Source organism: Paenibacillus glycinis, assembly GCF_009909185.1.
GTDB lineage: Bacteria > Bacillota > Bacilli > Paenibacillales > Paenibacillaceae > Paenibacillus_Z > Paenibacillus_Z glycinis.
Genome location: NZ_JAAAMV010000009.1, coordinates 50501 through 76252, shown reverse-complemented (window position 1 = coordinate 76252; position 25752 = coordinate 50501). Strand labels below are relative to the sequence as shown.

26 protein-coding genes are annotated in these 25752 nt (G+C 60.7%); 8 read left to right on the top strand and 18 right to left on the bottom strand.

Translation table 11 applies throughout. The features are described from left to right. Positions 1 to 316: 316 nt before the first annotated feature. Positions 317 to 499, bottom strand: coding sequence for a hypothetical protein (locus tag GT019_RS12935; RefSeq protein WP_161743593.1), 183 nt, complete (start codon positions 497 to 499; stop codon positions 317 to 319). A 136-nt stretch (positions 500 to 635) separates the two neighbouring features. Here GT019_RS12935 and GT019_RS12930 point away from each other — a divergent pair, with 136 nt between their 5' ends. From GT019_RS12930 to GT019_RS12920, 3 genes are all read left to right on the top strand, one after another. After that, complete coding sequence (locus GT019_RS12930; protein ID WP_161743592.1) at positions 636 to 890, top strand: hypothetical protein; 255 nt, start codon at positions 636 to 638, stop codon at positions 888 to 890. 86 nt (positions 891 to 976) lie between these two features. Continuing rightward, positions 977 to 1369, top strand: a complete 393-nt coding sequence (locus tag GT019_RS12925) for a MerR family transcriptional regulator (RefSeq protein WP_161743591.1) — start codon at positions 977 to 979, stop codon at positions 1367 to 1369. Positions 1370 to 1414: 45 nt separating this feature from the next. Further along, positions 1415 to 2176, top strand: coding sequence for an SDR family oxidoreductase (locus GT019_RS12920; protein ID WP_161743590.1), 762 nt, complete (start codon positions 1415 to 1417; stop codon positions 2174 to 2176). Between the two features lie 158 nt (positions 2177 to 2334). Here the strand turns inward: GT019_RS12920 and GT019_RS12915 are convergent, their stop codons facing one another. Continuing rightward, complete coding sequence (locus GT019_RS12915) at positions 2335 to 2697, bottom strand: winged helix-turn-helix transcriptional regulator (protein WP_161743589.1); 363 nt, start codon at positions 2695 to 2697, stop codon at positions 2335 to 2337. 136 nt (positions 2698 to 2833) lie between these two features. On the opposite strand from GT019_RS12915, the gene GT019_RS12910 reads away from it, so the two are divergent. After that, complete coding sequence (locus GT019_RS12910; RefSeq protein WP_161743588.1) at positions 2834 to 3739, top strand: alpha/beta fold hydrolase; 906 nt, start codon at positions 2834 to 2836, stop codon at positions 3737 to 3739. Between the two features lie 448 nt (positions 3740 to 4187). On the opposite strand, the gene GT019_RS12905 is transcribed toward GT019_RS12910, so the two are convergent. The 11 genes from GT019_RS12905 to pxpB all read right to left on the bottom strand — a co-directional run bounded on the left by GT019_RS12905 (position 4188) and on the right by pxpB (position 15498). Next, the gene (locus GT019_RS12905) at positions 4188 to 5387 is read right to left on the bottom strand and encodes an LLM class flavin-dependent oxidoreductase (protein WP_161743587.1); all 1200 of its coding nucleotides are present in this window, start codon (positions 5385 to 5387) and stop codon (positions 4188 to 4190) included. Between the two features lie 81 nt (positions 5388 to 5468). Next, a complete protein-coding gene (locus GT019_RS12900) occupies positions 5469 to 6428 on the bottom strand; it encodes a type 2 periplasmic-binding domain-containing protein (RefSeq protein WP_161743586.1) in 960 nt (319 codons plus the stop codon). Positions 6429 to 6482: 54 nt separating this feature from the next. After that, positions 6483 to 6794 carry a 2Fe-2S iron-sulfur cluster-binding protein gene (locus GT019_RS12895; RefSeq protein WP_161743585.1) on the bottom strand — a complete coding sequence of 104 codons (312 nt, stop codon included), beginning with the start codon at positions 6792 to 6794 and terminating at the stop codon, positions 6483 to 6485. 19 nt (positions 6795 to 6813) lie between these two features. Next, on the bottom strand, positions 6814 to 8541 hold the full coding sequence (locus GT019_RS12890; protein WP_161743584.1) for an FAD-binding protein: 1728 nt from the start codon (positions 8539 to 8541) through the stop codon (positions 6814 to 6816). A 22-nt stretch (positions 8542 to 8563) separates the two neighbouring features. Next, positions 8564 to 9343 (bottom strand): LamB/YcsF family protein, encoded by a 780-nt coding sequence (locus GT019_RS12885; RefSeq protein ID WP_161743583.1) that lies wholly within the window; start codon positions 9341 to 9343, stop codon positions 8564 to 8566. A gap of 125 nt (positions 9344 to 9468) precedes the next feature. Then, positions 9469 to 10899 carry a UbiD family decarboxylase gene (locus GT019_RS12880; RefSeq protein WP_161743582.1) on the bottom strand — a complete coding sequence of 477 codons (1431 nt, stop codon included), beginning with the start codon at positions 10897 to 10899 and terminating at the stop codon, positions 9469 to 9471. A 50-nt stretch (positions 10900 to 10949) separates the two neighbouring features. Next, entirely contained in the window at positions 10950 to 12011 is a 1062-nt protein-coding gene (locus GT019_RS12875; RefSeq protein ID WP_161743581.1) for an ABC transporter substrate-binding protein, read from the bottom strand. 95 nt (positions 12012 to 12106) lie between these two features. Next, a complete protein-coding gene (locus GT019_RS12870) occupies positions 12107 to 12910 on the bottom strand; it encodes an ABC transporter permease (RefSeq protein WP_161743580.1) in 804 nt (267 codons plus the stop codon). Further along, positions 12910 to 13701 (bottom strand): ABC transporter ATP-binding protein, encoded by a 792-nt coding sequence (locus GT019_RS12865; protein WP_161743579.1) that lies wholly within the window; start codon positions 13699 to 13701, stop codon positions 12910 to 12912. The genes GT019_RS12870 and GT019_RS12865 overlap by 1 nt, the downstream gene beginning before the upstream one ends. Further along, the gene (locus tag GT019_RS12860; protein ID WP_161743578.1) at positions 13691 to 14728 is read right to left on the bottom strand and encodes a 5-oxoprolinase subunit C family protein; all 1038 of its coding nucleotides are present in this window, start codon (positions 14726 to 14728) and stop codon (positions 13691 to 13693) included. The genes GT019_RS12865 and GT019_RS12860 overlap by 11 nt, the downstream gene beginning before the upstream one ends. Continuing rightward, positions 14725 to 15498 (bottom strand): 5-oxoprolinase subunit PxpB, encoded by a 774-nt coding sequence (gene pxpB / locus GT019_RS12855; RefSeq protein ID WP_328803955.1) that lies wholly within the window; start codon positions 15496 to 15498, stop codon positions 14725 to 14727. Before pxpB ends, GT019_RS12860 begins: the two co-directional genes overlap by 4 nt. Before the next feature lie 243 nt (positions 15499 to 15741). Between pxpB and GT019_RS12850 the strand changes: the two genes are divergently transcribed. Continuing rightward, entirely contained in the window at positions 15742 to 16521 is a 780-nt protein-coding gene (locus GT019_RS12850) for an IclR family transcriptional regulator (RefSeq protein ID WP_161743577.1), read from the top strand. Between the two features lie 98 nt (positions 16522 to 16619). Here GT019_RS12850 and GT019_RS12845 read toward each other — a convergent pair whose 3' ends face one another. Together GT019_RS12845 and GT019_RS12840 are read right to left on the bottom strand one after the other, a co-directional pair. Then, positions 16620 to 17159, bottom strand: a complete 540-nt coding sequence (locus GT019_RS12845; protein ID WP_161743576.1) for a cupin domain-containing protein — start codon at positions 17157 to 17159, stop codon at positions 16620 to 16622. A gap of 288 nt (positions 17160 to 17447) precedes the next feature. Continuing rightward, positions 17448 to 18215, bottom strand: coding sequence for an SDR family NAD(P)-dependent oxidoreductase (locus GT019_RS12840; protein ID WP_161743575.1), 768 nt, complete (start codon positions 18213 to 18215; stop codon positions 17448 to 17450). A gap of 184 nt (positions 18216 to 18399) precedes the next feature. Between GT019_RS12840 and GT019_RS12835 the strand changes: the two genes are divergently transcribed. The 3 genes from GT019_RS12835 to GT019_RS12825 are packed head-to-tail and all read left to right on the top strand — an operon-like array spanning position 18400 to position 22157. Beyond that, positions 18400 to 19893, top strand: a complete 1494-nt coding sequence (locus tag GT019_RS12835; protein WP_161743574.1) for a spore germination protein — start codon at positions 18400 to 18402, stop codon at positions 19891 to 19893. 1 nt (position 19894) lies between these two features. Then, positions 19895 to 21043, top strand: coding sequence for a Ger(x)C family spore germination protein (locus GT019_RS12830; RefSeq protein WP_161743573.1), 1149 nt, complete (start codon positions 19895 to 19897; stop codon positions 21041 to 21043). Between the two features lie 10 nt (positions 21044 to 21053). Then, positions 21054 to 22157 (top strand): GerAB/ArcD/ProY family transporter, encoded by a 1104-nt coding sequence (locus GT019_RS12825; RefSeq protein WP_161743572.1) that lies wholly within the window; start codon positions 21054 to 21056, stop codon positions 22155 to 22157. Between the two features lie 37 nt (positions 22158 to 22194). Here the strand turns inward: GT019_RS12825 and GT019_RS12820 are convergent, their stop codons facing one another. The 3 genes from GT019_RS12820 to GT019_RS12810 form a co-directional block, all read right to left on the bottom strand. Next, positions 22195 to 23709, bottom strand: a complete 1515-nt coding sequence (locus tag GT019_RS12820; protein ID WP_161743571.1) for a peptidase G2 autoproteolytic cleavage domain-containing protein — start codon at positions 23707 to 23709, stop codon at positions 22195 to 22197. Between the two features lie 231 nt (positions 23710 to 23940). Beyond that, on the bottom strand, positions 23941 to 24981 hold the full coding sequence (locus tag GT019_RS12815; protein WP_161743570.1) for an Atu2307/SP_0267 family LLM class monooxygenase: 1041 nt from the start codon (positions 24979 to 24981) through the stop codon (positions 23941 to 23943). 47 nt (positions 24982 to 25028) lie between these two features. Next, on the bottom strand, positions 25029 to 25514 hold the full coding sequence (locus tag GT019_RS12810) for a MarR family winged helix-turn-helix transcriptional regulator (protein WP_161743569.1): 486 nt from the start codon (positions 25512 to 25514) through the stop codon (positions 25029 to 25031). Between the last annotated feature and the right edge of the window lie 238 nt (positions 25515 to 25752).

Below are 25752 nucleotides of genomic sequence, written 5' to 3'. Positions count from 1 at the left end.
TGCTTGATCAACTGAATCAGCTCCTTTCGCCAAGATTTCGTCGGCCCGACATCTATATTAACGCATGCGAAGCCATGCCCGGGCAAGTGAAAGAATGGCTATAACCGTTTATTACTCCATGTCCGGCCCTTCGATCCAGAAAAAAAGCGCCGCATCGGCGCCTCGAAAATAAGTAATTTACCCGAGAGTTATCCGTAGTTTGCGCTTCAAGAACGCCGCTTCATAATGGCGCGGATCATCATATACTCCATTATGATGCCATCGAATCGGTCTCCATCGCATTCCTTGCTGCCGCAAATCTTCGTTTGACATCGCATTAAGTCACGGAGACGATTTTATTGATCGCGATGACTCTCAGTCCGATCCCGCTTGATATCGCGACCGCGTTATCGTTGACGAATGCCACGGTCCCCAACAGCATCACGCCTCCGTCAAGCACGACCTGTACGGGCGATAACGAAGCCGCGCGAAGTATTAACAGCTCTCGGATATATTCCATGCTAGTCCCTCCTATTGGTGTGAATAGGATACTATATTAATTTCGAAATGCGCATGTTCTAGTCTATTAAACTATCTATTTTAAGCGGGGTTCCTCCTGCAAGCGGCGGATCCGGCAGATCGGAGGCAGGGTTCCAATGAAAATGGCCGATCGGCTCGAAAACTATTTTTCGTTATTGCGCAAAATAACCGTTCTTCTATCGAACGGCAGAATCGTGCGCGGCCATATCCTTCAGCTGCATGACGATTTTTTGACGGTCCACGATAAAACCTTCGGGCCGATCGATATTCCATTCCCGTCCATTGTCGCCGTTGCTCCCGTTCGAGATACTCGGAAACGGTCTGCTGCAAGAACGGGACGTTCGATAAAAAACGCCCCCCGCGGCCGATGATTCGAATTCGGTGTTGACTTAAACCGCGGTTTAAGTCGTATGCTAGTCTTGTCGGCAATGAAAGCTTATCTCTTGGAGGCCTCCGGATGAAGTATTACTCGATCGGCGAAGCTTCGGCTAGATTGAACGTTCCCGAATCCACGCTGCGTTATTATGAAAAAAAAGGACTGCTTCCGCACCTCGCGCGCGACGAGGCGGGAAGGCGATTATTTTCGGAAGATCATCTCACGCTGCTCGGCATCGTTATCTACTTGAAAAACACGCATATGCCCATTAGCGTGATCAAGCAGTACGTAGACTGGGTCGGGGAAGGCGATCGCACCATCGAACAACGGCTTGACATGATGAAGAAGCACAAGCAAGCCGTGCTGGCCGAAATTGCGCTGATGACGGAATCGCTGAAAGGCATCGACAAAAAAATCGCGCGTTATACCAATCGCACCCAGCATCGCGCCCAGCAAGGAAACGAAGAATGCTAAGCTGATAGAAGCGCTGGAAAACAAAACACGGAAAGAGGAACCCGCATGAAACTTACGGGAAATACGATACTCATCACGGGCGGCGGCGCCGGAATCGGACTTGCTTTCGCGGAGCGCTTTGTCAACGCGGGAAGTACGGTCATCGTAACCGGACGACGCGAGGAAATACTGGAGCAAGCGAAAGAACGGCTCCCCGGCTTGATTACCCGCGTGAGCGATTTGACGATCGAATCCGAGCGCGCGGCCTTATTCGATTGGGTAACGACGAACTATCCGAACGTGAACGCGCTCGTGAACAACGCCGGAATCCAACAGCGCTTTAACGTGTTGAAGGCGGAGGCGAAGAACGATTGGCAGCAATTCAACCAAGAAATCGCGACCAACCTCGAAGCCCCAATCCATCTCGCCATGCTGTTCGCGCCTTACTTTGCGGCAAAAGCGGAAGCGGCGATCATTAACGTCACCTCCGGCCTCGCGTTTACCCCGTTTGCGATCGCCCCGATCTATTCGGCGACGAAAGCGGCGCTGCATTCCTTTTCGATGAGCTTGCGCCTACAACTTTCCGGGACGTCCGTGGAAGTCGTCGAAGTCGCTCCGCCGGCGGTGAACACGAATCTGGGCGGATCGGGGCTGCATATCCACGGAGAACCGCTGGACGCCTTCGCGGACGGCATTTTCGAAGGACTGGCCGCGGGGAAAGCGGAGATCGGATACGGCACTTCCGTCGACCGCTTGCGCATGTCGCGAGACGATATCGACGAGTATGCCCGAAAGATTTACGAGGCGACGAAAAGCGCCGTCGAATAACCGAGCGATTGCTTCGGCAAAATGATCAAGCAAAAACGGTAAAACAAAACCGGTAAAACAAAAAAGAAAAGCGAAAAACTCGCCGCAGGTTGGCGAGTTTTTTGCTTTTCTGCCGTTATCCGTCCTCTGCCCCGCTCGCCGTGCCGCAGCCCGCGCGATCACATCGCCGCTTCGGCTGCTTGCCCCTGGGCGTCCGTCTCCTGGCGCGGACATGAGCCGTACGCTTGAACCCAATCCCACATGGCGGCAAAAATCGGCTGCAGGTGCGTTCCGCGTTCGGTCAGCTCGTATTCCACATGCAGCGGCACGCCTGGATATAATGTGCGCGTCACGATTCCGTTTTCTTCCAGCATGCGCAATCGGTCCGTCAGCGTCTTCGGGCTGATCGGATGCAGCGCACGGCGCAATTCGCCGAAGCGCTTGGTGCCGTTAAACAATTCGCGCAAGAGAAGCAGGCTCCACTTGCCGTCCAAGATGGTCAAGATCGGTTCGATCGCGCCTGGGCAGGTTGGACTGATCATCGGTAACCCTCCATGCTTCATTTTTTGAAACTATTGCACTTGAATGTAACTACTTTTCAAATGTACCACATTCCGGTACGATTGGGAACAAGTCAGGAATATTATGGGAGCATTAAGGAAAGCAGAGGCGACAAGCATGAAAAGAACGTTTGAAGTAGATTCGGCGGAGTATCCGTTCGAGGATCGCTGGATGCCCTATCGGGACGGATACTTGCATTACATCGACGAAGGACAAGGACCGACGGTGTTGCTCCTTCATGGGAATCCTACATGGTCGTACCTTTATCGCGATGTCATCCGGGAACTACGCGGCGAATGCCGTCTTGTCGCGCTGGATTATCCGGGGATGGGAATGTCCAAGGCTCCGTCCAAGTACGGGTTTACGCCGCAAGAGCACGCGGAAGCCGTCATGGCGTTTATCCGCCGGCTGGAGCTGACGGATTTCGTGCTCGTCGTCCAGGACTGGGGCGGACCGATCGGATTGCACTACGCGGTGCGGAACCGGGATAACCTGCGCGGTCTGGTGCTGATGAATACGTGGGCGTGGCCGGCGACGCTGCCGGCGATGAAGATGTTTTCCTTGGCCATGGGAGGATGGCCGCTGGGCTACTGGCTCCAGACCAGGCGGAACTTCTTCGCCAGCAAAATCGTTCCGCATGGGATATTTCATACGGAGAACGTCACGTCTCAATTGAGAAAAGCCTACACCGACCCGTTCCCTACGCCGCAATCCCGAAAACCGACATGGATTTTCCCCCGGTACATTCGGAAAGCACGGCCTTGGCTCGCGGAGATTGAATCAAACCTGCCCGCGCTGAATGATTTACCGGCGCAAATCCTGTGGGGCCTGAAAGACAGCGCCGGATTTCCGGCCTCCGAGATGGAGAAATGGCAGCGATACCTCAAGCTGCATGAAACGGAAGCGCTCGAAGACGCCTCGCATTACGTGCAAGAAGATCGTCCCGACCGGGTTGCGGCGGCCATCCGGAGAGTGATCGAACGAACGGCGCGGACCGCGCCGGCGATCATGCTGAATACGTAAATGATCGTCCTGTCCATAAACGCGAATAGGCATCCTATTTCTGCCGGATGCCTCGATGCTTGAATGTTGGCGCGAGTTGATGTCATCGTCCCCCTCGAATCTCGATAACATCACGGAATACTTTATCATCCTCTTCCCATTGAACTTGAATATTCATGCTGTCTTTTTCCATTGCATCAAACGTATTAAATTTTGCGTTCACGACGTCAAAAACTGGCGTTATGGCTTTTAATAAAATGTTCAGCAGCAAATTATCGCGATTGTCTGCCCACCGAATGCCATTCGATGAACAGTCTATTCAAGGCAGCCGCAAAAAAACTGCACCTCCAACGGCTAGACGATACCTAGCATTAGAGGTGCAGTTCAGTTCGCTTCGCTGCCTTTACAGCCGCGTTAACATTTCATGACCGCCGTTAACGGTCCAACCCTGCGTCGAGGACAAAGTCAATTACGATTGAGCGTCCGGCGAGATCGGCAGCCGAAGTCCGGCTTGCTCCAGCAGCGGAATGACGCTCTCCCCGAAGTAAGCAAGCTCCGGCTCGTAATCGTAGAACGTGATCTGAATGCCGTCGATGCCCGTCGCGTGCAGCTGCTTCAACTGCTCCGCGACTTCCTCGGGCGATCCGATGATATGCAGATGCCCGCCGACGGCGCGGCCCCTGGCCGAATGCTCCAGCCAAGACTGGCTGTCGCCGGCGGCATGCCGCGAGGAGAAGCTGCGGATCGAGCCGAGATCGGCATGGTCCATGATCGCCTGGTAGTAGGCGAACGCTTCTTCCCGCGTCGGCCGCACGATGATGGTCGGGTTAATGATCACGCGCACTTGGCGGCCGCGCGCCGCCGCGGCGTCCTTGACCTGCGCGACATGCGCGGGAAGCTTGGGAAGCGCGTCGGCCAGCTTTTCCCCGGCCGGACTGGAGACGAACACGATGTCCGAATACCGCGACGCATAGTCGAAGCCGGCCGGCGAGCCGGACGCCGTCGCCAGCACGGGACGTCCGTACAGCGGACGGGGCGAGACGTAGGCATCCTCGAGAGCGTAGAACTCGCCGTTATAGGTCAGGTTGTCGACGCCTGACCACAGCGCGTTGCAGATGCGGGTGAATTCGGCCGATTTGGCATAGCGCTGATCGTGATCCGCCCTGGTCAAACCGAACATCCGCGGCTCGTTCTCCGCGTAGCCCGTGACGATGTTCGCCCCGAAGCGGCCCTGCGAGATATGATCGGCCGTCGCCAGGAAACGCGCGAGATGCATCGGATGCCATGGACCGTACAGCACGTGGATCGTGCCCATCAGCAGGATCCGGCGCGTGACCGAAGCAAGCGCGACCGCCGATACGAACGGATCCAGGAAGTTTTCCCGGTAATGGGATTCTCCGCCGAAGCCGCCCTTGGGCAGCCACTGGGACAGACCGAACGCGATATCGAAGCCCAGGTCCTCCGCCTGCCGCGTCAGCTTTGCATTATAATCGAACGTCCAGTCGGTTCCCCGGGGCAGCGTCGATTGCGACCACCCTCCCGTCTGCAGCGGCAGAAACAGACCGAGCATCAGCGGTTGGGCAAAGGCTTTGGACAGCGGACTGTCCGGATGGTTTTGCGGCTCCTCGGTCGTCCAGAGAAGCGTTTCCGGTTGTTGCGGTGCGCTCATCGTGTACCTACTCCTATCCGAAAATATAAAATGGCGGCGTGCCTTTCCCCCGCTTGGAGCAGGTTCGTTCGCCTTCTTGGATCAGGTGTTCCATACGGAAGCATGGAACACTTCTTCCGGAGCGAGCTCGCGGCCGAGCAGGCCGTCCTCGCGCAAATAGCCCATGAATTTGACGATCTGCGCCCAGTTCGCCTCGGCGCCGTAAGGCCAAATATCGTCGTTCATCAACCGCGACGAGCGTTCGACCGATTCCCAGATCCACGGATCCGAGGTGTTGTTCTTGATCGTCTCCAGCAGGCCGGCGATGCCTTCGTCCTTGATGCCGAGCAGCAGCTCGTACATCCGCTTGGGCAGGTCGGGGAAGCGTTCCACGGTTTCCGCTTTCAGCGAAACCAGATGCATGATCGGGAAAATGCCCGTCCGGTCGTAATAGGCGCGCTCCTCGTCCCACGCGTCCGGAAGCAGCCGGCGCAAGACGCCGCCTTCCCCCGAAGCCGGGAACAGGTTCGCCGGCGGGCGGCGGGCCGACATCACGGCATCGACGCGGCCGTCGACGAGCGCTTCGAACAGATCGCCTTCCGTCAGCGTGGCCGGAATCTGCACCGGCACCCGCTCGGGCCGGAACGTAAACCACTGCATCTCGCCCTCGGCGATGCCCCATTCTTCCCGGAACATGCCTCTGACCCAGACGGCGGCCGTCATCTGGAACTCCGGAAAGCCGAAGCGGCGTCCCTTCAATTCGGACGGGTGGCGCCACGGGCTGTCCGCGCGCACGTAGATCGCGTTGTGCCGGAAGGAACGGGACAGGAACACGGGAATGGCCGTGAGCCTGTCGTCCCCGCCTCCTTTGGCGATCAGGTACGAGGCCAGCGACAGCTCCGATACGTCGTACATCGCCTGCGAGATTTGGTTGATGAAGATTTGCTCGACCGTTTCGTGCTTCGCTTCCAATTCAAAACCCGGCAGGCGGCGCGCGCCGGACAGCAGCTTCAGCGTCCGGTCGCTCTCCGACATTGCTATCGTCAACTTCGGTTCGGTCATTTACAATCGGCTCCTTTCGTTGATCCGTATCGGTCGGTGATCGGCTGCGGCGCGCTAGTCGAGCGCGGTCGCCAGATCCTTGATCCAAGGCCGTCCGCTCAGCGGCTCGACGCGAACTTCGCTGCCGGCCTGCGCGCGAATGCTGCACAGGAAGCCGGCTTTTCCGTCCACGATGGCCGAGCATTCCTTGCACGCGTTGGCCGAACGGCACGAATAGCGCACCGCAAGCGAAGGGTCTTCATGCTCGCGGATCCAGAAGATCGCGTCCAGCAGGCTCATTCCGTCCCGGTAGGGCACTTCGTACGTCTCGACGGCCGGCTCCGAGCCTTGCTCGCCGCGGGTGACCTGCAGCTTTACGGTAGACATGATGATTCCCTCCTTCATGTTAGGCGTCGGCTGCCGGCGCGGCGGGCGACAGGCGCCAATCGCCGCGTTCCGAGAGCGTCAGGCTGAAGCCCGCCGCCGTCGGCAGCGTCTCTTCGTAATCGAGACGCACATGCGCGCCGCGCGATTCCCGCCGTTCGATCGCGGCCAGCACGATCGCTTCGCCGACCTGCAGCATATTCGCGGCTTCCAGCTTCTCGGCCAGCGGCAGGGCGAATTTGCCCGGCTTGGCGAGCGCGATCGCATCCAGCTCCGCGCGAAGCGCCCGGACCTCGGCCAAGGCGGCCGTCAAGCTCTCCTCCGTCCGCAGCGGTCCCGCGCCTTTCCACATGACCGCCTGCAGCTTCCGCTTGAACGCCTGGAGCGAGGCTGTGTCGCGGTCGACCTCAGTTGGATGCCAGAACGCCTCCAGCCGCGGCAATTCCGTTTCCAGCGAGCGCAGGACGATTGGCGCGTTATCCTGCGCGGACCCGCGGCCATCCGGACGGTTCCGCTCCCGAGCCGCCGTTTCGCCGGCAATGCGGCCGGTCACGAGCGCTTCGGTAATCGCGTTCCCGGAGAGGCGGTTGGCGCCGTGCATGCCGTAGATCAGCTCGCCGGCGGCCAACAGCCCGGGAACCCGCGAGCGCATCCCTTCGTCCACGCGCACGCCGCCGAGCATGAAATGCGCCATCGGCGCGACTTCCACCATGTCGCGGGTCAGGTCGACCCCTTGATTGCGCAAGATCTCGATGACCGGGCCGAACGCTTCCTTCAGCTTGTCCTCCGGCACCATGCGGAAATCCAGATAGGCGCCGCCGTGAGGCGTGCCGCGCCCCGCCTCCACTTCCCGGAAGATCGCCAGCGTCGTCTGATCCCGAGCCGCGGTGTACTTGCCCGCGACTTCGCCGTTGTACCGGTGCATGAATTCCTCTTCTTCGCCGTTCAGCAGCCGGCCGCCGAGCTTGTAGCGAAACGGATCCCACATGATCGGGTCGATGCCGACGAGCGGCGGATACAGATGCGCGATCGGAAAGAACTGCACCATCTCCATGTCCCGCAGCTCCGCGCCCGCCTCCGCCGCCAAGACGAAGCCGTCGCCCGTCATATTCGTCGAAGCGCTATTGCGCTCGTACACTTCCGTCAATCCGCCGGTCGCGAGAATGACCGAGTCCGCGGCGATGCCGACGGGCCGAAGCTCCTCCATGTCGAAGCCGACCGCGCCGACCGCCCGGCCGTTGTCGACCACGATCTTCGTGATCATGACGTTCTTCAGCCGCCGGATGCGCTCGTCCTTCCAGATGGCCCGCTTCAGGCCGTTGACCGTCGCGCCGCCCGTGTTCAGAATGTCCACGTAGACGCAGCGCGCGCGGGAGTGCCCCGGCGCGAACGCTTGCGAGCGCCTGCCGTCCGCGGTTCTGGCCCACTTCACGCCGTATCCCTCCGCCTCGAGGATCACCTCGGGTCCGCGGTCGACGATCGCGCGCACGATGCTCGGATCGGCCAGACCCCGGCTGCCCTTCATCGTGTCCTCGAAATGAACGTCCGGACTGTCCTCCTCCGCCTCGCCCAGCGCGACCGCCACGGTCATTTGGGCGAGAATCGTGGCTCCGCCGCGTCCGATCAAGCTCTTGTCCGACAGGATGACGTCGGCCCCTTCGTCCGCCGCGGCCCTCGCGGCCATCATGCCCGCCGCGCCCGCTCCGATGATCAGCACATCGGTTTGCAGTTGTATCGCATTCGTTATCATGAACGCCACTCCTTCCACCCGCTTAATTCGACCCGGCCGGCGTCGCGCCGATCGGCTGCACGGCAAGACCGGCTTCGCTGAGCGAGCTTCTGATCTTCCCGGCAAATTCGACGGCGCGCACGCCGTCGCCGTGCACGCAGATCGTATCGGCTTGGATGTCGATGTCCGTCTGCTGCTGGGTGCGCACCTTGCCCTCGGCAACCATGCGAATCACCTGCGCGAGCGCCCGCTCGTCGTCCGTGATCACCGAGTCGGGCAGGCGCCGGGGCGTGAGCGATCCGTCCGCTTGATACGTCCGGTCGGAGAACACTTCGCTTGCCGTGCGCAGCCCGACCCGTTTGCCGGCCGCGATCAGCTCGCTGCCGGCGAGGCCGAACAGCACGAGCGACGGATCGACGCGGTACACCGCCTCGGCGATCGCCTGGGCCAACCGCTCGCTGCGCACCGCCATGTTATACAAGGCGCCGTGCGCCTTCACGTGCTGCAGCGCGCCTCCTTCGGCGCGTACGAAGCCCCACAGCGCGCCGATCTGGTAGACGACCAGATCGTAGGCTTCCTCGGGGCTGATGTCCATATCCCTGCGGCCGAAGCCGATCAGATCCTGCAGGCCCGGATGCGCGCCGATCGCGACCCCGTTGTCGAGCGCCAGCTTGACCGTGCGCCGCATCGTCGCGGGATCGCCGGCATGGAACCCGCAGGCGATGTTCGCCGACGTGACGTGCTTGAGAATTTCCGCGTCCCGCCCCAGCGTGTACGCGCCGAAGCTTTCACCCAAATCGCAGTTCAAATCCACCGTTTTCATGTTGATCTACCTCCCGTTGCGTATTGAGCGCGTCTAGTTCGCCTTCCGGCCTACGATGCCAAGCGGCGCAGCCGCGCCCCGCGGCCCCGAAGGACCGCAAGGCGATGCTGCGCCGCAGGCGACGCTTAAGAATCCAACCACTTCCCGCGATCTTCCGCGCCCGGTTCGCGCAGCGCCTGCAGGTCGGCCAGTTCGATGAATTCCCGCGGCACGACCGCGCGTTTCGGGAAGACGACCGGCGGAGCCGGCTTGGTGGCGTCGATGATCGCGGCGCTGGACATCCGCGGCGTATTTTTGCCTTCCGCGTTGTATTCCCAATTCGTCGGCAGCAAGCCGCCGGGGCCGTTCCATTTCGGAATGACCAGCAGGTCCCGTTCCGCGTCGAAGCGCGTCCCGATCGCCCAAGCCACTTCCTCGCCCTTGAACACGTCGATGTCGTCGTCGACCACGACGATATGCCGCAGATTCTCCTGCTCGGTGTTGAGCGCGGCGAATGCCGCTTTCTTCACGTCGGCTTCGCGCTCCTTATGCAGCGAGATGTAGCAGTGCATCCGGGCGTAGAACGGCACGTGCACGGTTTTCAGGCTCGGGACGACTTCCTTGACCGTCTGATAGATGCTGCCGGAGCGCGGAACGCCGCCGACCACGAGATGCTCCCTGCTGGAGGCCACGATATCCTGAAAAATCGCATGGTTGCGGTACGTGATGCGCGTGATGCGAATCTTCGGCACCGAGCCGCCGCCCAGATAATGCCCCGGCCATTCGCCGAACGGCCCTTCCACGTGATCCTCGTCCGGCAATATGACGCCTTCCAGGATGATCTCCGCATGCGCGGGGACGAGCAGGTCCGACGTTTCCGCCTGCACCAGCTCCAGCGCCTCGCCCATCAGCGCTCCCGCAGCCTCGTATTCGCCGCCGATGCCCTGCACCCGCGATACCGAGCCCATGACGAAGCCGGGATGATGGCCGAGCGCGATGGCGATCGGCGCGGGCTTGCCCATCTTCTTGTATTTCTTGTAGATCAAGCCGCCATGATGGGCGCCGAGAAACCAAACGCCCATGTCGGTCGCGTTGAAGATCTGGTGGCGGTAGATGCCGGCATTGATCAGACCGGAATCGGGATCGCGAATGATCATCACGCCGGCGGACAGGTACGGGCCGCCGTCCATCTCGTTGTGAACCGGAATCGGCAGCTTGCCCAGATCGACATCCTGCTCGGATATGACGTTTTCCTTGACCTTCGCCTGCGAGCGTTCGACGACGACCGGGGCGATGGGCTTCTTCAGCTTCTCCCCGTACACGCGGGGAATGTCCGATACCTCGCAGCCCAGATAGAGGGCGATGCGCTCGTATTCCGTCAGCAGGTTGGAGACGCAGGAGAACTCCGCGCCCTTCACCGAATTGAAGATCAGGGCCGGATAATCCCCTTTCTCCGCCAAGGCCGCGGCATACGCGGTAATCCCGAACCGCGGATCGACTTCCTTGTCCACCAGCCGCACGCTGCTCGGGTCGAACTCCGTCAATTGACGGAGATACGTTCTTAAATCCTGGGCCATGATGTCAACTCCTGTTCTTAAGGTATGAATGCAAAGCCGGATCGCCGGAATTAGGGGAGAAACGTCAAGTCAACCGCGTCGGCGAAAGGAATTTCTTTCTTCAGGATGCCTTGATCCAACTGCGTTTTCTGCACGAACGCGGCGCCGTCTTCGGTAACCTTCAGCCCTTCGGGCACTTTGGCCAGTTGATTGCCGACGGCCGTTTTCATCACGTCCGGCGGGATCTTATCGAAGATTTTCTGCATCGCCGCGACGGCGCTGGCAGGATCCTGCTGCGCGCGCCCGTTGACCTCGCCGCTCACCTTCAGGAACAGCTTCATCAGGTCGGGGTTTTTGGCTACCCAATCCGTCTTGGCCATGACCACGATGCCCGCGAAATCAAACGGCGGATCGTACAGAACCCGGTAGTTCCCGGTCGCGAGCATTTGCGAAATCGTCGGTTCCGACACCATGCCGCCCGCCGCCTGGCCGCCTTCGATCGCGGCAAGCATCGTCGCGCCGCTGCCGCCGTTGATCAGACGAACGTCCTTCTCCGGATCGAGGCCTTCTTCCTTCAGTCCTTCGCGCAGGCCGGTGTCGGAGAGACTGCCGACCTTCGTTACCGCCAGCGTCTTGCCCTTCAGATCCTTCAACGACTGATACGGCGCGTCTTTCTTGACGACCAGCGCATAGCCGACGCCGTTGAAGATTTCCCCGTACGCCTTGACGCCGAGCCCGTTCTGCTGCTGTCTCAGCACATGCTCGTAGGAGCCGAGCACGACGTCCAAGCTGCCGCCCACGAGCGCCTGCACCATGTCCGCGCCGGCGGTAAAGTCCTTCTCTTCGATCTTGATGCCGGCTTTCTCGTAAGAGCCGTCGCTGATGCCGATCTGGGCGACCATCGGCGTCATGCCTCCGCCGACCAGGCCGAGCCGAATGGTGCCGCCGGCCGGGGTTTGCGTGTCGGATTGGCCGTTCGCGGCGTTCGTTCCGCCGTTACCGCTGTTCGTCCCGCCGTTCGCGGCGTTAGTTCCGGTATTGGCATTCGGTTCGGACGATGAATTGCCGCATGCGGCGAGCACGGTAAACATGAACATGAGAAGCAGGTACGCAACTGGTTTGGTCTTTTTCATTGGATTTGTCCTCCTCAGGATCTTCCCGTTGGGATTAGTCGTTGTATATCAGGCTGCTCCCGTTGTCGGGTTGGAGCGTGATCCTTGTCTTGGTCTTAACGGTACTTCAGCAGCCAGCGCTCGAGCAGCAGCACGAGCTGTTCCAGCACGACGGCGATCACCATGATCAGCACGAGCCCGGTAAATATCCCCGTCGTGTCCAGCATGTTTGACGAATACGAGATATAATAGCCCAGCCCCCGGTTGGAGCCGACGAGCTCGGCGATGACCGAGCCGATCAGCGCCATGCCGATATTGAGCCGCACGCTGGTCAGGATCCAGACGGTGATCGAGGGCAGCACCACCCAGCGGAGCTTGTGCGTCCACTTGGCTTTATAGGTGTCCATCATGTCCATCAGGTCCTTGTCGATGTTGCGTATGCCTTCGAAAGCATTGTAGAACGCGACGAAGATGACCATCGCCACGACCATCATGATTTTGGAGGACTGCCCGATGCCGAACCATACGATGAAGAGCGGCGCGAGCGATACCCGAGGCAGGCTGTAGAGCGCCATCATGTACGGGTAGATCCACTTTTCGAATATGCCGCTGAACGCGAGCGCGATGCCGAGCAGCGTCCCCCCGATCATCCCGATGGCCAATCCGCCGATCGCTTCCTGGAGCGTGGCGCTCATATGGAACCACAGGTCGCCGTCCCCCAGCATTTCCCCGATTCGACCGGCGATGAGCGAAGGCTTGCTGAGCCAGAAGGAGTTGAACGCTCTGCCGGACAGCAGCTCCCACAGTCCGACCAGCAGGACGAACACGACGATTCTCCCCGTCCAGACGGACGTATTGGAATATCGGCGTTCGCGGAACGACGAGGCGCGGGCTGCGCCGTTTTTCGATTTTGCCGCCATCAGCTGACCCCTCCCGCATGCTCGTCCGACATTTGCGCCCATATTTCCTTCTGCAGCTCCTTGAACAGCGGGTCGAAGCGGATGTCGTAGAACGGGCGCGGACGCGCCAGACGGACATCGAACTCGGCCTTGATGCGGCCGGGCCGCGCCGACATGACGATTACCCGGTCGGACAACGCGATCGCTTCCTCGATGTCGTGCGTGATGAACAGCACGCTCTTGCCGACGGCGTCCCACATCTGCAGGAACTCCTCGCCGATCTTGACGCGCGTCTGCGCATCCAGCGGGCCGAAAGGCTCGTCCATCAAGTAGATGTCGGGATCGTAGGCGAAGGTCCGCGCGAGCGCGACCCGCTTGCGCATCCCTCCGGAGAGCTGCTTGGGATAGAAGCCCGCGAAGCCGTCGAGACCGACCATCTTCAGCAGGCGATCGGCCTCCTGCTCCTGCGCCTTGTCCGGCAAGCCCTTGATCGCAAGCGGCAGCCGCACGTTCTGGGCAACCGTCTTCCAGGGGAGCAGCGCATCGTTCTGGAACACCATGCCCACCTGATCCGGCACGCCGTTCACCGGCTCGCCGTCGATGTAGGCCGCCCCGGCCGCCGGCTGCAGCAAGCCGGCCACGACTTTCAACAGCGTGGACTTCCCGCATCCGCTCGGGCCGACGACCGAGACGAACTCCCCGTCCTTGACGGCCAAGTTCACCCCTTCAAGGGCGACGGTCCTGCGACCCTTCGATTGATAAGCCACCGCCAAATCCTGAATGGAGAGCTTCGGCTGCTTGTCATTCGCCATGCGCGATCACCTTCCCGTTCCTGTTAGTCTGTAGTTGCGCAAGTCCGCTGCGCAAAGCCCGGATCCCCTTCTCCCGGTTCAGATACTGCTCCTGCGCTTCTTGCAGGGACACGGCGCGGAATCGCACCTGCCCGCCGAGATTGGTCTGCGCGAGCAGCGGCAGATCCGCGGAGATGACCTGCGCGAGCTTGGGATAGCCCCCGGTCGTCTGCCGATCCGCCATCAAGACGATCGGCTGTCCGTCGGGAGGAACCTGAACGGTGCCGAACGTGACCGCCGCCGAGATCAAGTCCCGCTGCGCCTTCAGCCGCAGCGCGCCGCCGGCCAGCCGATAGCCCATGCGGTCGGACTCGGTCCGCACCGTGAACGCTTCGCCGAAGAACCGGCGCCGGCTGTCTTCGTCGAACAGCTCCGACTCCTGTCCGGCAACGGTCCGCAGCGTCGGACTCGCGGAGTAGGACGGCAGCAGGTCGGATGCGACGGACCAGCCGCTCACCGCGGCGTCCGATCCTTGCGCGCCGTTGGCGAGCATCTCTGCCAGCCTGCGGCCGCCGGGAGAGGGAACGCCCGTCGCGAGGCGATCCCCGGCCTGCAAGGCGCGCCCTTCGTGTCCGCCGAGGCCTGCGCGCAAGTACGTGGAGCGGCTGTCCATCCGCGGCGGCACGTCCAGTCCGCCGGCAACCGCCAAGTAGGCGCGGCAGCCGGACTTGATCGGCCCGAAGCGCAGCCGGCTGCCTTCCGGCGCGAGAACGGTCCGCCACGGCGGCAGCTCCCGTCCGTTCAACGTCGGGGACAAATCTCCGCCGCATACGGAGATCAGCGCCGCGTCCGAGAAGTATATTTCCGGACCGATCATCGTGATCTCCAGCCCGGCCTCGTGCTCCTCGTTGCCGACCAGCAGATTGGCCGCGCGCAGGGCGAAAGCATCCATCGCGCCGCTGACGATGACGCCGAACTTCTGCACGCCGTATCTTCCCAAATCCTGAACCGTCGTCAGCAGCCCCGGTTTGACAATGACCAGGCTCATCGCGCTCCCACCTCCCGGCTGTCGAATTCCGCGCGGGTGATCGGTCGGAACCGCACGATATCGCCCGCTTTCAGCAGCGTCGGCGGCATCGCGGCGGGCAGGAACAACGGCTCCGGCGTCTTCCCGATCAGCTGCCAGCCGCCCGGCGTCACGATCGGATAGACGCCCGTCTGATCGCCCGCGATGCCGACCGTGCCGGCGGGGATAGCCAAGCGCGGCGTCTGCCTGCGCGGGGTGGCGATGCGTTCCGACAAGCCGCCCAGATAAGCGAATCCGGGCGCAAAGCCCAGCATATAGACGAGATAATCCGCCGAAGCGTGAATCTCGATGACTTCCTGCTCGGTCAGTCCGTGATGCGCGGCGACCTCCGGCAAGTCGGGGCCCAATTCCCCGCCGTAGCAGACGGGAATTTCCACGATTCTCGCCTGCGTTTGCGAGGAAGCCTGCAGCTTGGCGAGAATATCCGTCAGCAATCGAACGGCGATTCCGCCGGGATCGGCATTCTTCGCCGACGGCTCTTCATCCCCGGCATGCGCGAGGAGCAGTGCGTACGGCTCGTAATACACGGCGACCGACAAGAACGACGGCACGTATTCGATCATGCCGGCGAACGGATGACGCTCCAGATATTCCGCGAGCTGCCTCACGCGGTCATGCGTTCGCGGACCGATCGTTTCGCCGAATTGAACGACGATCGCCGCGTCTCCCAGCGTCAGGAACTTCGCCTCGAAGGCGCCGTATTGTTCATAGTTTCCATTCAAACTGCCCACGATTATCAACGCCTTGTTGTATTTAATCCCGAAATTCGGTACAATAATCCCGAAATTCAAACCCAATATATACGATAATTATAGTCGGGATTACGCAAAAATCAAGAGAAAATAAAAATATTGTCGTCATTCGGAAATCGCGCTGCGCATATTCAAACGCTCTCGCCAATGCAGTATACTGGTTGAGGACGTCCTGCTAGCCTGCGGACGTCGATACAGGGAGCGGAAACCGGGGGAACGCACTTGCAAAACAAAAACAAAACCGTCATTCGATCCATGGATCTCTTGAATCTCTTTCTAGCCCATACGAAGCTCAGCATGAACGATATGATCCGCCTGTCGGGCATTCCCAAATCCTCCGTTCACCGCATGATCGGCTCTCTCACGGATATGGGGCTGCTGCACCGGGATCAGGACGGTCTGTATTCGCTCGGCCTGCTGTTCCTTCAATTCGGGAATCTCGTTGCCGAACGACTCGATATTCGTCATGTCGCCGCGCCTGAGATGCAGCGCCTCCGGGACGACATCGGCGAGGCCGTGCACCTGGCCGTGCGCGACGGCGACTCTTCCATGTATGTCGAGAAGCTCGACACCGACCATCCCGTACGGCTGTACACCAAGATCGGACGGCGGGCGCCTCTCTATGCCGGCGCGTCGTCGCGGATCCTGCTCGCATTCATGCCGAAGGAGGAACAGGATCGTTACCTGGACGAGATCGAGCCGGAACCGATCGGGATCGGGACCATCGTCAGCAAGCCGCTTCTGCGCGAGGCGCTGGCCCGATCCCAAGCGTCGGGATACAGCTTCAGCAGATCCGAGCTCGAGAACTACACGGCGGAATTGAGCGCACCCGTCTTCGATCATACCGGGACGATGGTCGCCGGCCTCAGCATTGCCGGGCCCGAAGGAAGATTCGGGGAAGATTGCCTGCCCCGCCTGATCGGCAAGGTCAAGCAGGCCGCTTACGACATCTCGCTGAAGCTCGGCTACGCGGGACCGCCGCCGCTGCTTGACTCGCCTTAGGGATAGCCGCGAAGGCAAACAAAAAAAGAGCCTATCGGCTCTTTTTTTTATCCTCTGCTTTTTATTAAGCGAATATTCAACGACCGCGTGTCGCGCGCTTACTCGTACGTCTTCTTGTAGCCCAGCAATCCGGCCACCGGAGCCAGCGCCGTGAACACGGCTTTTTGCACCGCCCACGGCGGATTTACCGTACGAATTTCGTTCTGGTACTTCAGCATCGGACGCGACATGCGAAGCAGGCTGGGCAGTCCCTTCTCGTTAAGCATGCCGTTCCTGGCGAACGCGAAATAGCATTTGAAGAAGCCGTCGATCTCGAGCGCCGGATAAAACCGCTGAATCGTGTGCGCTTCCTCTGCGCTTTCGTTCCAGAAATAATGCGGGACTCCGGCAGGAACCTCCAGGCTGTCGCCGGGCTTCAATATGTGCGTCTTGCCGTCCATATGAAAATGGATAGTGCCGGCAATCACTTCGCACGAGCTTCTTTGTTGAGGATGCACATGCTCGGGCTCCCTTTCCTGCGACGGCGGGTTAAAGCTTTCGATTTCCGCCATCGTTCCGTTCGTGTCCTTCCCGGTCTTGCGGAAGATCATGCGCTGCCCGCTGCGGGGATTCGTGATCTCGTTTCCTGAATTCGCCATAAACATCCTCCTCGTACCAGGGAAGAGATTCCGTGTATCGTCCTGTAGCTCTTATACTAACGGGACGCAGCACGGAATGTCTACGGCGGTCAATGTCGAATAAGGTTAATTATTCGTGATGACCGCGCGATTCGACGGCGTGCCCGATGCCGCGGAGAACGCGGAGAACGCGGCGAACAAACGGCAATAAAAAAAGCCCCTTGGGCCGGAGCTCCCAGGGACCTCGATTCGAATTCGCGCGCGGACAAGACTTAGGACGCCGCATCGGCCGTCTGGCGCCGGCACGGCCTAGCGGTAGACCGGCGCTCCCAGCGGCGCGGATCGCGCCCCGCCGTCCACGGTGATCTCCGCTCCCTGCACGAACGAAGATTCGTCGGATGCCAGGAACAACGCCACGTAGGCGACTTCCTCCGGATCCCCCATGCGGTTCAACGGTATCGTGCGCGCTTGCCCGGCTTCCAGCTTCGCGGATTCCTCGGGCGTCGATTTCTTCCAGATCGGCGTGCGGGTCGCTCCCGGCACCACCGTGTTGACGCGAATCCCGCGCGGCGACAAGTCCGTCACGAGCACCCTCGCCATGCTGCTGATCGCACCCTTGCTCGCCGCGTACGCGGATCTGGCCGGCGCGCCGTCCGTCGCGCGCGTGGAGCCGGTCAAGATGACCGAGGCGCCTTCCTTCAGATGAGGAAGCGCGGCCTGGACCGTGAAGAACACCCCCGTTACGTTGATCCTCAACACTTCCTCGAAGACCGACAGCTCCGTGCCGCCAAGAGGCGTGGGCGACGAAATGCCCGCATTCGCATACACGATGTCCAATCTGCCGAAGGAGGCGACCGTCTCGGACACCGCGCGCTCCATGCTCGCCGGATCGGCAGCGTCCGCCTGAACCGCCAGGGCGTTCGCGCCCAGCTCCGCCGCCGCTTCGTTCAACGTTGCCTGATTGCGGCCCGTGATCGCGACCTTCGCGCCTTCCGCGACGAACAGCCTCGCGGCCGTCAAGCCGATTCCGCTGCTGCCCCCCGTAATCAACGCGACTTTCCCATCCAGTTTTCCCATAATCCTGCTCCTTTGCGCATGATCGATCTCTTCGCGGGCAACGACGACATCCCCTGTTCCACAGCCTCTATGATGACTTCAATCTGCCGGAAATATACATCTGCCGGACGCCAGGCGGCTTGGCGGCGCTGAATAGATTTCGGCGCGGGAAGGATAATATAGGAAAATCAAAGGGAGCTGTCGGATGTTGACCACCTCACGGAATGCCGTTACTTATCCCCGGGAATCGATCAGCGCCGAGTTGGACGAGAACGAAGCGATGCTGCGGCAGCTGTTCGCGGATTGTTACGATATTGTCTTTCAGCGGGTCGAGCTGTCCGAAGCATGCGCGATCCTCATGGTCTACGTCGACGGCTTGGTCGACAAGAGCGTCTTCCAGTCGCCGCTTTTTCAATCCTGGGTCTTGGAGAAAACCAGCCCCGGCGCCAAGCAGGCCGTGGATTTTCCGCTCTTGAAGGAGCATTTTGCCGTCGTTCGTCCGATTCGGACCGAAAGCAGTTTGCAAGAAATCACGGAATCGGTCCTCGGCGCCGATCTGGCCGTATTCGTGCAAGGCGAGTCCGAAGCGCTTCTGCTGGAAACATGCGGTTGGGAGCACCGGGGCGTCGAAGAGCCCGCCAGCGAGGTGTCGATCCGCGGCCCCAGAGAAAGCTTCACCGAAACGCTTCAGACCAACACGAGCCTCGTGCGCCGAAGAATCCAAACGCCGCATCTGAAGCTTCAATCCGTCGTGCTCGGCAAGCATTCCAAGACGAACGTCGTGATCGCCTACATCGAGGGGCAAGCGCGCGCGGACTTGGTCGAGCTCGTCAAGCAACGGGTGACCGACGCGAGCATGGAGCTCGTGCTGGAATCCGGCTATATCGAGGAGTTCATCGAAGACAAGACGTACAGCCCGTTTCCGCAAATCATGAATACCGAGCGTCCCGATATCGTGGCCGCCAATCTGATGGAGGGGAAAGTCGCGATCTTGACCGACGGCACGCCTCAGGTCCTGATCGTTCCGATCACGTTCTGGTCCGCTTTCCAGGCCGTCGAGGATTACTACGAACGGTTTCTGTACGCCACGTTGATCAGGTGGACCCGGTTTATTCTGTTTACCGTTTCCTTATACCTGCCGTCGCTTTATGTCGCGGTCACGACGTTTCATCCGCAGCTGCTGCCGACGAATTTCCTGTTGAATATTACGTCCGCGCGCGAAGGCGTCCCGTTCCCCGGGGTCATCGAGGCGTTAATGATGGAATTTCTGTTCGAAGGCCTGCGCGAAGCCGGCGTGCGCCTGCCCAAAGCCGTCGGATCCGCCGTCAGCATCGTCGGCGCCCTCGTGATCGGGGAGGCCGCGGTCAAGGCGGGCATCGTCTCCTCGCCGATGGTCATCATCGTCTCGATCACCGGGATCGCGTCCTTCGCCATCCCCCGGTACAACATGAGCATCCCGTTCCGCATCCTGCGGTTTCCGCTGCTGATCGTTTCCGGGGCGCTCGGCTTGTTCGGCATCGCCATGGGCACGCTGATTATCTTGATCCACATGGCCAGACTGGAATCGTTCGGCGTGCCCTTCTTATCCCCTATCGCGCCGTTCCAGCCCGGCCAAATCAAGGACGTGCTCATGCGCGCCCCCAGGCGGAACAAGAAAATGCGCAAGGCCATCCTGAACGGAAAGCCGGCAGGGAGGTAGTATGCGGCGCAAACGAATCGGCTTGCCGGCGACCCTCCTGATCCTGCTCGCGCTGACCGGCTGCTGGGATCGCCGCGAATTGAACGACCGCTTATTCGAGCTCGGCTCCGGCGTCGATCGGCTCGGGGACGGCTCCATCCAAGTGGTCGGGCAATTCATGATTCCGGCGAAATCCGGGGAAGGCGGCGGCGATCAACGGTCTTATTTGGTCGAGACCGGGACCGGAAAGACGGTGTCCGACTGCCTCCTGGACATGCAGCTTAAGCTGTCCCGGCGAATCACCCGCGGACATCGCAACAACATCTATTTCGGCGAAGAGATGGCCAAGGCCGGGATCGCCGACGTGGTGGACTCGGTGACCCGGGATCCGGACAGCCGGCTCAAATCGGATATTTGGATCGTGAAGGGCGGAACCGCGCTCGACTTCATGCAGGTCTCCTACCCGCTCGAGAACATGCCCGCGATCGCGCTGTCCAAGATCCGCCATATCATCGGCAAGACGACGGGCAACTCGCTCCTGGAGGTCATGATCGAGGAAAACGTCGCGGGAAGCGGCCCGACGCTGCCCGCCGTGGAGATCGTGCGCGACGAGAAGCTCCACAAAAAAACGCTGCAGATCTACGGCCGGGCGATCCTGGACCGCGACCAGCGATTGGCCGGGTATTACGATCGGATGGAATCCGTCTACCGATTATGGATAACGGGCGAGACGGACCGGATTCCGATCGCGGCGAACGCTCGGGGCGCACAAGGCCTCTTCAATACGGAAGTGACCCGGCTGCGCGCCAAGATTCGCACGACGGTCCAATCCGGCCGGGTCGAAATCGACGTCGACCTGAAGGGCAGCGGCGTCATCCTCGAGAGTCTGCCGGACGTCGATCTGCGGGATCCCGCCGTGCTGCGCGGCTTCGAGGCTGACTTGAACCGCCGCGTCGAGCAAGACGAGGCGGCCGTCATCCGAAAGGCGCAAAAGCAGTTCAAAGTCGACGTGTTTCACTTCGGGCAAGCCGTCGAACGGCAGCATCCCGACGCGTGGACGCGTTTGGAACCGCATTGGGCGCAGGCGTTCTCGGACGCGGAGATTACCGTTCATTCGCACGTGAAGATCAAGCGGATCGGGCTTCAAGGACCGCCTCCCAATAAACGGTAAGGAGCTCGAGATGAAGCTGACGAACTATCAACTGTTCTGGTTGTTGTTTTCCATGGAAACCGGCATGTCGGTCATGCTCGTGATCGCCCCGACGTTCCGGGCCGCGCATCAAGGCTCGCCGCTCGCCACCCTTTTGGCCGGAATCGCCGCCTTGCTCGTTACCTTTGTCGCGATCAAGCTCAGTCTGCTGTATCCGGAGGATACGTTCGTCGAATACGTCCCGAAAATCATCGGCGACTGGCTGGGCAAAACGATCGTCTTCGCCTATCTGCTGCTGTGGACGGCCGTGGCGGGCATCGTCCTGCGCGAGTATGCCGACTTCGTTCATTTGACTTTGTTCGACAAGACGCCGATTTGGGTCATCCTGCTGTTCATGCTGCTCGTCATCGTCTACGGGGTGCAGGGCGGCATTCAGATCGTCGGGCGCTGCAGCGAGGTCATCGGCCCCATCATCGTCTTCAACGTCATCCTGTTCCGCATCTTTTCCCTGAAAGACCTTCATCCGGATCGCCTGTTCCCGCTCATGCCGAGCGGAGGCTGGATGCCGGTGCTCTCGGGCAGCGCGCCCGCGGCTTCCTTCATGAGCGAGTCGGCCATGGTCGTGATGCTGATCGCCTTCATCGGCAATAAACGGAAGGCCGTGGCCACCGGCTTGTGGTCGGTGGGACTCGCGGCGGTCGTGCTGTTGAACGTCGTCATGGATGCGATCATGATGCTGGGCAACACCGTTCCGGCCAAGCTGCAGTATCCCGTGTATTCCCTCAGCCAGTACATCTCCGTCATGGAATTCGTGCAAAATCTGGACATCCTTCTCGTCGTCGGCATGAGCTTCACCGTCTTCGTCAAATTAGGCCTCTACCTGTTCATGACGAGCTACGGGACGGCCCGATTGTTCCGTGTCAAGGCTTGGTCCCGCACGCTGCCGATCGTCGCCTGTCTCGTCTTCGCCGTGGCCTTGTTCCCGCGGAACGTCGACGAATCCCAGGTGATCTTCCCCGCTTTCTGGAAGAACGTCGCCTATCCGATATTCCTGTTCGGCATCCCGCTGCTGCTGTGGATGATCGGGAGCGCCCGCAAAGGGACGAAACGATCCCGGCTGCCGAAGGCGCCTTGAGCGTTCCGACCGTCCCGGCCCTGCCTGCTCGCGGGCGCTATCCGATGCCGTACGCGTTGCCCATCAGCATCAGAACCTGATTCTCGCCGGTCCGCTTCAGCACGTAATAGCCGGCTTCGGACGCCGTCGCGACCCCGTTATCGTCCGGCCGGCACAATCCTCCGGCCGCGCAGCTGCCGTCGTCCCGCACGAGCAGCTTGCCGAGCATGCCGACGGCCACCCATTCCGGCCGCTGCATGCGGGGCACGTAAGGGATCGCCGGATCCCATGCCGGATTCAAGACCGGCCGGCGTTCCGTGCGGGCGGGCACGAGAATCGCGCCGTCCGACCCGGTCACCGCCGTTACCTGCACGTCGTGATATAACGTCGCGCCCCACGCATCGGTTGCGTACTTCGCCTGCCACCTCAATTCTCCGCTGTCCGACAGGAACGCCGGCTTCCCGCTCGACACGCCGACGACGAACCGGTCTCCGGGCCGCGCGATACGGACCTTGTCCGCTTCCAGCGTCACGAAATATCCCGGCGGAATCGGATTGCCGTCCGCGGTCTCGAACATTTCCGCATAGTCGGCCGCCGGGCTGCTGACCGTGCCGTCGATCTTCACGTTGCCGTTGCTTAAGATTTTCGCGGCCAAGCTCGGGGCGTCTCCGCTCGTACCGTTCGCCAGGTACCAGGAATACGCCAGCTCGTTCGCCATTCCGAATCGACCCATGACATGCGCGCCGTCCAGATTGTTCGTCGACGTGCCCCAGCCCTCCGCATGGCCGACGAAGCTGTTCGCCGCCGTATCCACGCCCTGCGCATGGGAAGCGAAGCCGCTGGCCGTCGTGATCGCGCCTTCCGCGTGGGAAGCCTGTCCGCTCGCAACCGTCTGGCTTCCCTCAGCGTGCGAGACGTCGCCGCTCGCGGATGCGAGCTGCCCCTCCGCATGCGCGAATATGCCGCCGGCCACGGTCAGATTGCCTTCGGCATGCGAGGCTCGCCCGCTCGCCGTATTGGACTCGCCCTCGGCATGCGCGCTTTGGCCGGAGGCGAGCGTTTCCAAGCCTTCCGCATGCGAATCCAGCCCGGTCGCCTGCGTAAGCTCGCCTTCGGCATGGGCGTTCAGCCCCTGCGCGATGGCGATCAGCCCCTCCGCGTGCGATTGATCGCCGAGGGCTCTCGTCTCCCGGCCTTCGGCATGCGCGTAGAGCCCCGAAGCGATGGAACCCCCGCCTTCGGCGTGGGAGGCGGGCCCGATCGCCTGGGCCAGGTAGCCTTCGGCATGCGCGGAGATATTCGCCAGCGTGGCGAATCCTTCCGCATGGGAGTTGTCCCCTTGCGCTCTCGTCTCCTGCCCTTCCGCATGCGCATATAGCGCGCTTGCGATGGATCCTCCGCCTTCGGCATGGGCAGCCGGCGCGTTGCTCTGCGTCAAGTAGCCCTCCGCGTGCCCCGCGACGGCGCTCGCGCTCGTATTCAAACCTTCCGCGTGCGAAGAATCTCCGCCCGCGACCGTGTTGGTGCCTTCGGCTTCGGAGCATGTCCCTAAAGCTTGCGCGTTGCAAACCATACGATCCCCTCCCTGCAAACTGAATGAACCGCCGTCCGGCGGCTATCCTTCCACTATATGAAAACCGCGGTTTTCACGTTTGCGCGGATACCTACGCGGCATAGAAACGGCCAATCCCCTCGTATCCGCCCGTCTTAAGCCGCCGATGGCGACCACGGAACCAGACGGGCAATCGCCCGGGAAATAAGAAAAAGGAGCCGCCTCCCGGCAAGCTCCTTGCTGATCGTCCCGTTAATTTTCTTTCGCGAGCGCTTCCCGGACCCGCGGCGCGACTTCCGTGCCCAATAAATAGATCGCCCGCATCACATCCTCGTGCGGCATGGTGCCGACCGGCAGATGCATGAAAAACCGCGAAAAGCCCAATTGCTTGCTCATGAACACGATTTTGTCGGCGACCGTTTGGGGATCGCCTACGTACAGCGCGCCTTCCAAGGTGCGCGAGGCATCGAATTGCGCACGCGTGTATTGGCCCCAGCGGCGCTCTTGGCCGAAATAATTGAACGATGCCTGCGTCGGCTCGAAGTACTTCTCGACCGCAAGCGACGTACTGTCCGCGACGAACCCGAGCGAGTGCGTGGCGACCCGCAGCTTCGATACGTCATGTCCGGCGCGCGCGGCGGCTTTCTTGTAATGCTGCACGGCCGGGGCGAATTGCAAGGGGCTCCCGCCGATGATCGCCAATACGAACGGCAAGCCAAGCACGCCCGCGCGCGCTGCCGATTCGGGATTGCCGCCGCTGCCGATCCACACGGGGAACGGGTTCTGAACCGGGCGCGGATACACGCCGAGATTCGTGAACGCCGGCCGGTGCCCGCCTCTCCAGGTGACCTTCTCCGAATCCCTTAATTTGAGAAACAGCTCCAGTTTCTCCTCGAACAGTTCCTCGTAATCGTCCAAATTGAATCCGAATAACGGGAACGCGTCGACCATCGATCCCCGGCCCACGATGATCTCGGCGCGTCCGTTCGAGATGCCGTCCAGCGTGGCGAATTGTTGAAACACGCGCACCGGGTCCGCGGCCGAGAGCACGGTAACCGAGCTCGTCAGGCGAATCTTCTGCGTCTTGGACGCCGCTGCCGCCAGCACGACGGCCGTCGCGGAATCCGCGAATTCTTTGCGATGATGCTCGCCGACGCCGTATATGTCCAGCCCGACTTGGTCCGCCAGGACGATTTCTTCCACGACCTCGCGCAATCGTTCCGCGTGGCTGATCGTTTTGCCCGTATGCACGTCGGGCATCGTTTCGATGAATGTATCTACGCCGATTTCCATTGTCATAATATCCCCTTAGCTTCGAAGTGTAAGTTAAATCCGTCTAGTTAGAAAGAAGCCGAACCTGAATCATGCGCATCGCCTGCGCGCTCTTTGATGCCATACCCGATTTTTTTCAGCACGCGAATCAGCTCGAGCTTCTCCTCGTCCGTCGCGAAGGACAGATTGTCGGCGATCGTTTGCGCATGCTTGGGAAAGATATCGCCGAAGTAGCGTTGGCCTTCCCCGGTCAACGCGACGTTCGTTTTGCGGCGATCGCCCGGGATGGGAAGCCGTTCCACGAAGCCCTTCTTCTCCAGCTTGTCGATCACGTACGTGATGCTCCCGCTCGGAATCGAGAAGGTATCGCTGATTTTCTGGATGGGATGCGGTCCTTTATGATATAGAAACTCCAGAATCTGGAACGTTTCCGTGCTGAGCCCATACTTGTCGATATCGCGCTCCAGGCTCCCGAAATATTCGCCGACCATTTTGCGCAATACGCGCGTCAGCCTTAAATCGATTTCCGTGCCCTCGGCACCGCGTTCAGTCATCATGCATCCACCTTTATCGTTGAAATTTACGAGGCTTGTCCAAGCACCGGAGACCTCGAGCCGAATAGCTATGTCAATGAGAGATTCATAAGTGCAGCTCCTGTCTGGTCTGTCTTTATTTATCCTAAAAATATTTATTCTATGCATATTTAAAATATACGTAGCCGAACGGTTTGTCAACCCGTGCTCCGACGCTTCTCGCAATCGCGCACCGCAAAAAGCCCCCGCGCGATTGCAG

What these genes read in the sequence shown, in the direction of transcription:
- GT019_RS12935 (WP_161743593.1), bottom strand. Translation starts at nt 499, where the DNA reads ATGGAATATATCCGAGAGCTGTTAATACTTCGCGCGGCTTCGTTATCG.
- GT019_RS12930 (WP_161743592.1), top strand. Translation starts at nt 636, where the DNA reads ATGAAAATGGCCGATCGGCTCGAAAACTATTTTTCGTTATTGCGCAAA.
- GT019_RS12925 (WP_161743591.1), top strand. Translation starts at nt 977, where the DNA reads ATGAAGTATTACTCGATCGGCGAAGCTTCGGCTAGATTGAACGTTCCC.
- GT019_RS12920 (WP_161743590.1), top strand. Translation starts at nt 1,415, where the DNA reads ATGAAACTTACGGGAAATACGATACTCATCACGGGCGGCGGCGCCGGA.
- GT019_RS12915 (WP_161743589.1), bottom strand. Translation starts at nt 2,697, where the DNA reads ATGATCAGTCCAACCTGCCCAGGCGCGATCGAACCGATCTTGACCATC.
- GT019_RS12910 (WP_161743588.1), top strand. Translation starts at nt 2,834, where the DNA reads ATGAAAAGAACGTTTGAAGTAGATTCGGCGGAGTATCCGTTCGAGGAT.
- GT019_RS12905 (WP_161743587.1), bottom strand. Translation starts at nt 5,387, where the DNA reads ATGAGCGCACCGCAACAACCGGAAACGCTTCTCTGGACGACCGAGGAG.
- GT019_RS12900 (WP_161743586.1), bottom strand. Translation starts at nt 6,428, where the DNA reads ATGACCGAACCGAAGTTGACGATAGCAATGTCGGAGAGCGACCGGACG.
- GT019_RS12895 (WP_161743585.1), bottom strand. Translation starts at nt 6,794, where the DNA reads ATGTCTACCGTAAAGCTGCAGGTCACCCGCGGCGAGCAAGGCTCGGAG.
- GT019_RS12890 (WP_161743584.1), bottom strand. Translation starts at nt 8,541, where the DNA reads ATGATAACGAATGCGATACAACTGCAAACCGATGTGCTGATCATCGGA.
- GT019_RS12885 (WP_161743583.1), bottom strand. Translation starts at nt 9,343, where the DNA reads ATGAAAACGGTGGATTTGAACTGCGATTTGGGTGAAAGCTTCGGCGCG.
- GT019_RS12880 (WP_161743582.1), bottom strand. Translation starts at nt 10,899, where the DNA reads ATGGCCCAGGATTTAAGAACGTATCTCCGTCAATTGACGGAGTTCGAC.
- GT019_RS12875 (WP_161743581.1), bottom strand. Translation starts at nt 12,011, where the DNA reads ATGAAAAAGACCAAACCAGTTGCGTACCTGCTTCTCATGTTCATGTTT.
- GT019_RS12870 (WP_161743580.1), bottom strand. Translation starts at nt 12,910, where the DNA reads ATGGCGGCAAAATCGAAAAACGGCGCAGCCCGCGCCTCGTCGTTCCGC.
- GT019_RS12865 (WP_161743579.1), bottom strand. Translation starts at nt 13,701, where the DNA reads ATGGCGAATGACAAGCAGCCGAAGCTCTCCATTCAGGATTTGGCGGTG.
- GT019_RS12860 (WP_161743578.1), bottom strand. Translation starts at nt 14,728, where the DNA reads ATGAGCCTGGTCATTGTCAAACCGGGGCTGCTGACGACGGTTCAGGAT.
- GT019_RS12845 (WP_161743576.1), bottom strand. Translation starts at nt 17,159, where the DNA reads ATGGCGAATTCAGGAAACGAGATCACGAATCCCCGCAGCGGGCAGCGC.
- GT019_RS12840 (WP_161743575.1), bottom strand. Translation starts at nt 18,215, where the DNA reads ATGGGAAAACTGGATGGGAAAGTCGCGTTGATTACGGGGGGCAGCAGC.
- GT019_RS12835 (WP_161743574.1), top strand. Translation starts at nt 18,400, where the DNA reads ATGTTGACCACCTCACGGAATGCCGTTACTTATCCCCGGGAATCGATC.
- GT019_RS12830 (WP_161743573.1), top strand. Translation starts at nt 19,895, where the DNA reads ATGCGGCGCAAACGAATCGGCTTGCCGGCGACCCTCCTGATCCTGCTC.
- GT019_RS12825 (WP_161743572.1), top strand. Translation starts at nt 21,054, where the DNA reads ATGAAGCTGACGAACTATCAACTGTTCTGGTTGTTGTTTTCCATGGAA.
- GT019_RS12820 (WP_161743571.1), bottom strand. Translation starts at nt 23,709, where the DNA reads ATGGTTTGCAACGCGCAAGCTTTAGGGACATGCTCCGAAGCCGAAGGC.
- GT019_RS12815 (WP_161743570.1), bottom strand. Translation starts at nt 24,981, where the DNA reads ATGGAAATCGGCGTAGATACATTCATCGAAACGATGCCCGACGTGCAT.
- GT019_RS12810 (WP_161743569.1), bottom strand. Translation starts at nt 25,514, where the DNA reads ATGACTGAACGCGGTGCCGAGGGCACGGAAATCGATTTAAGGCTGACG.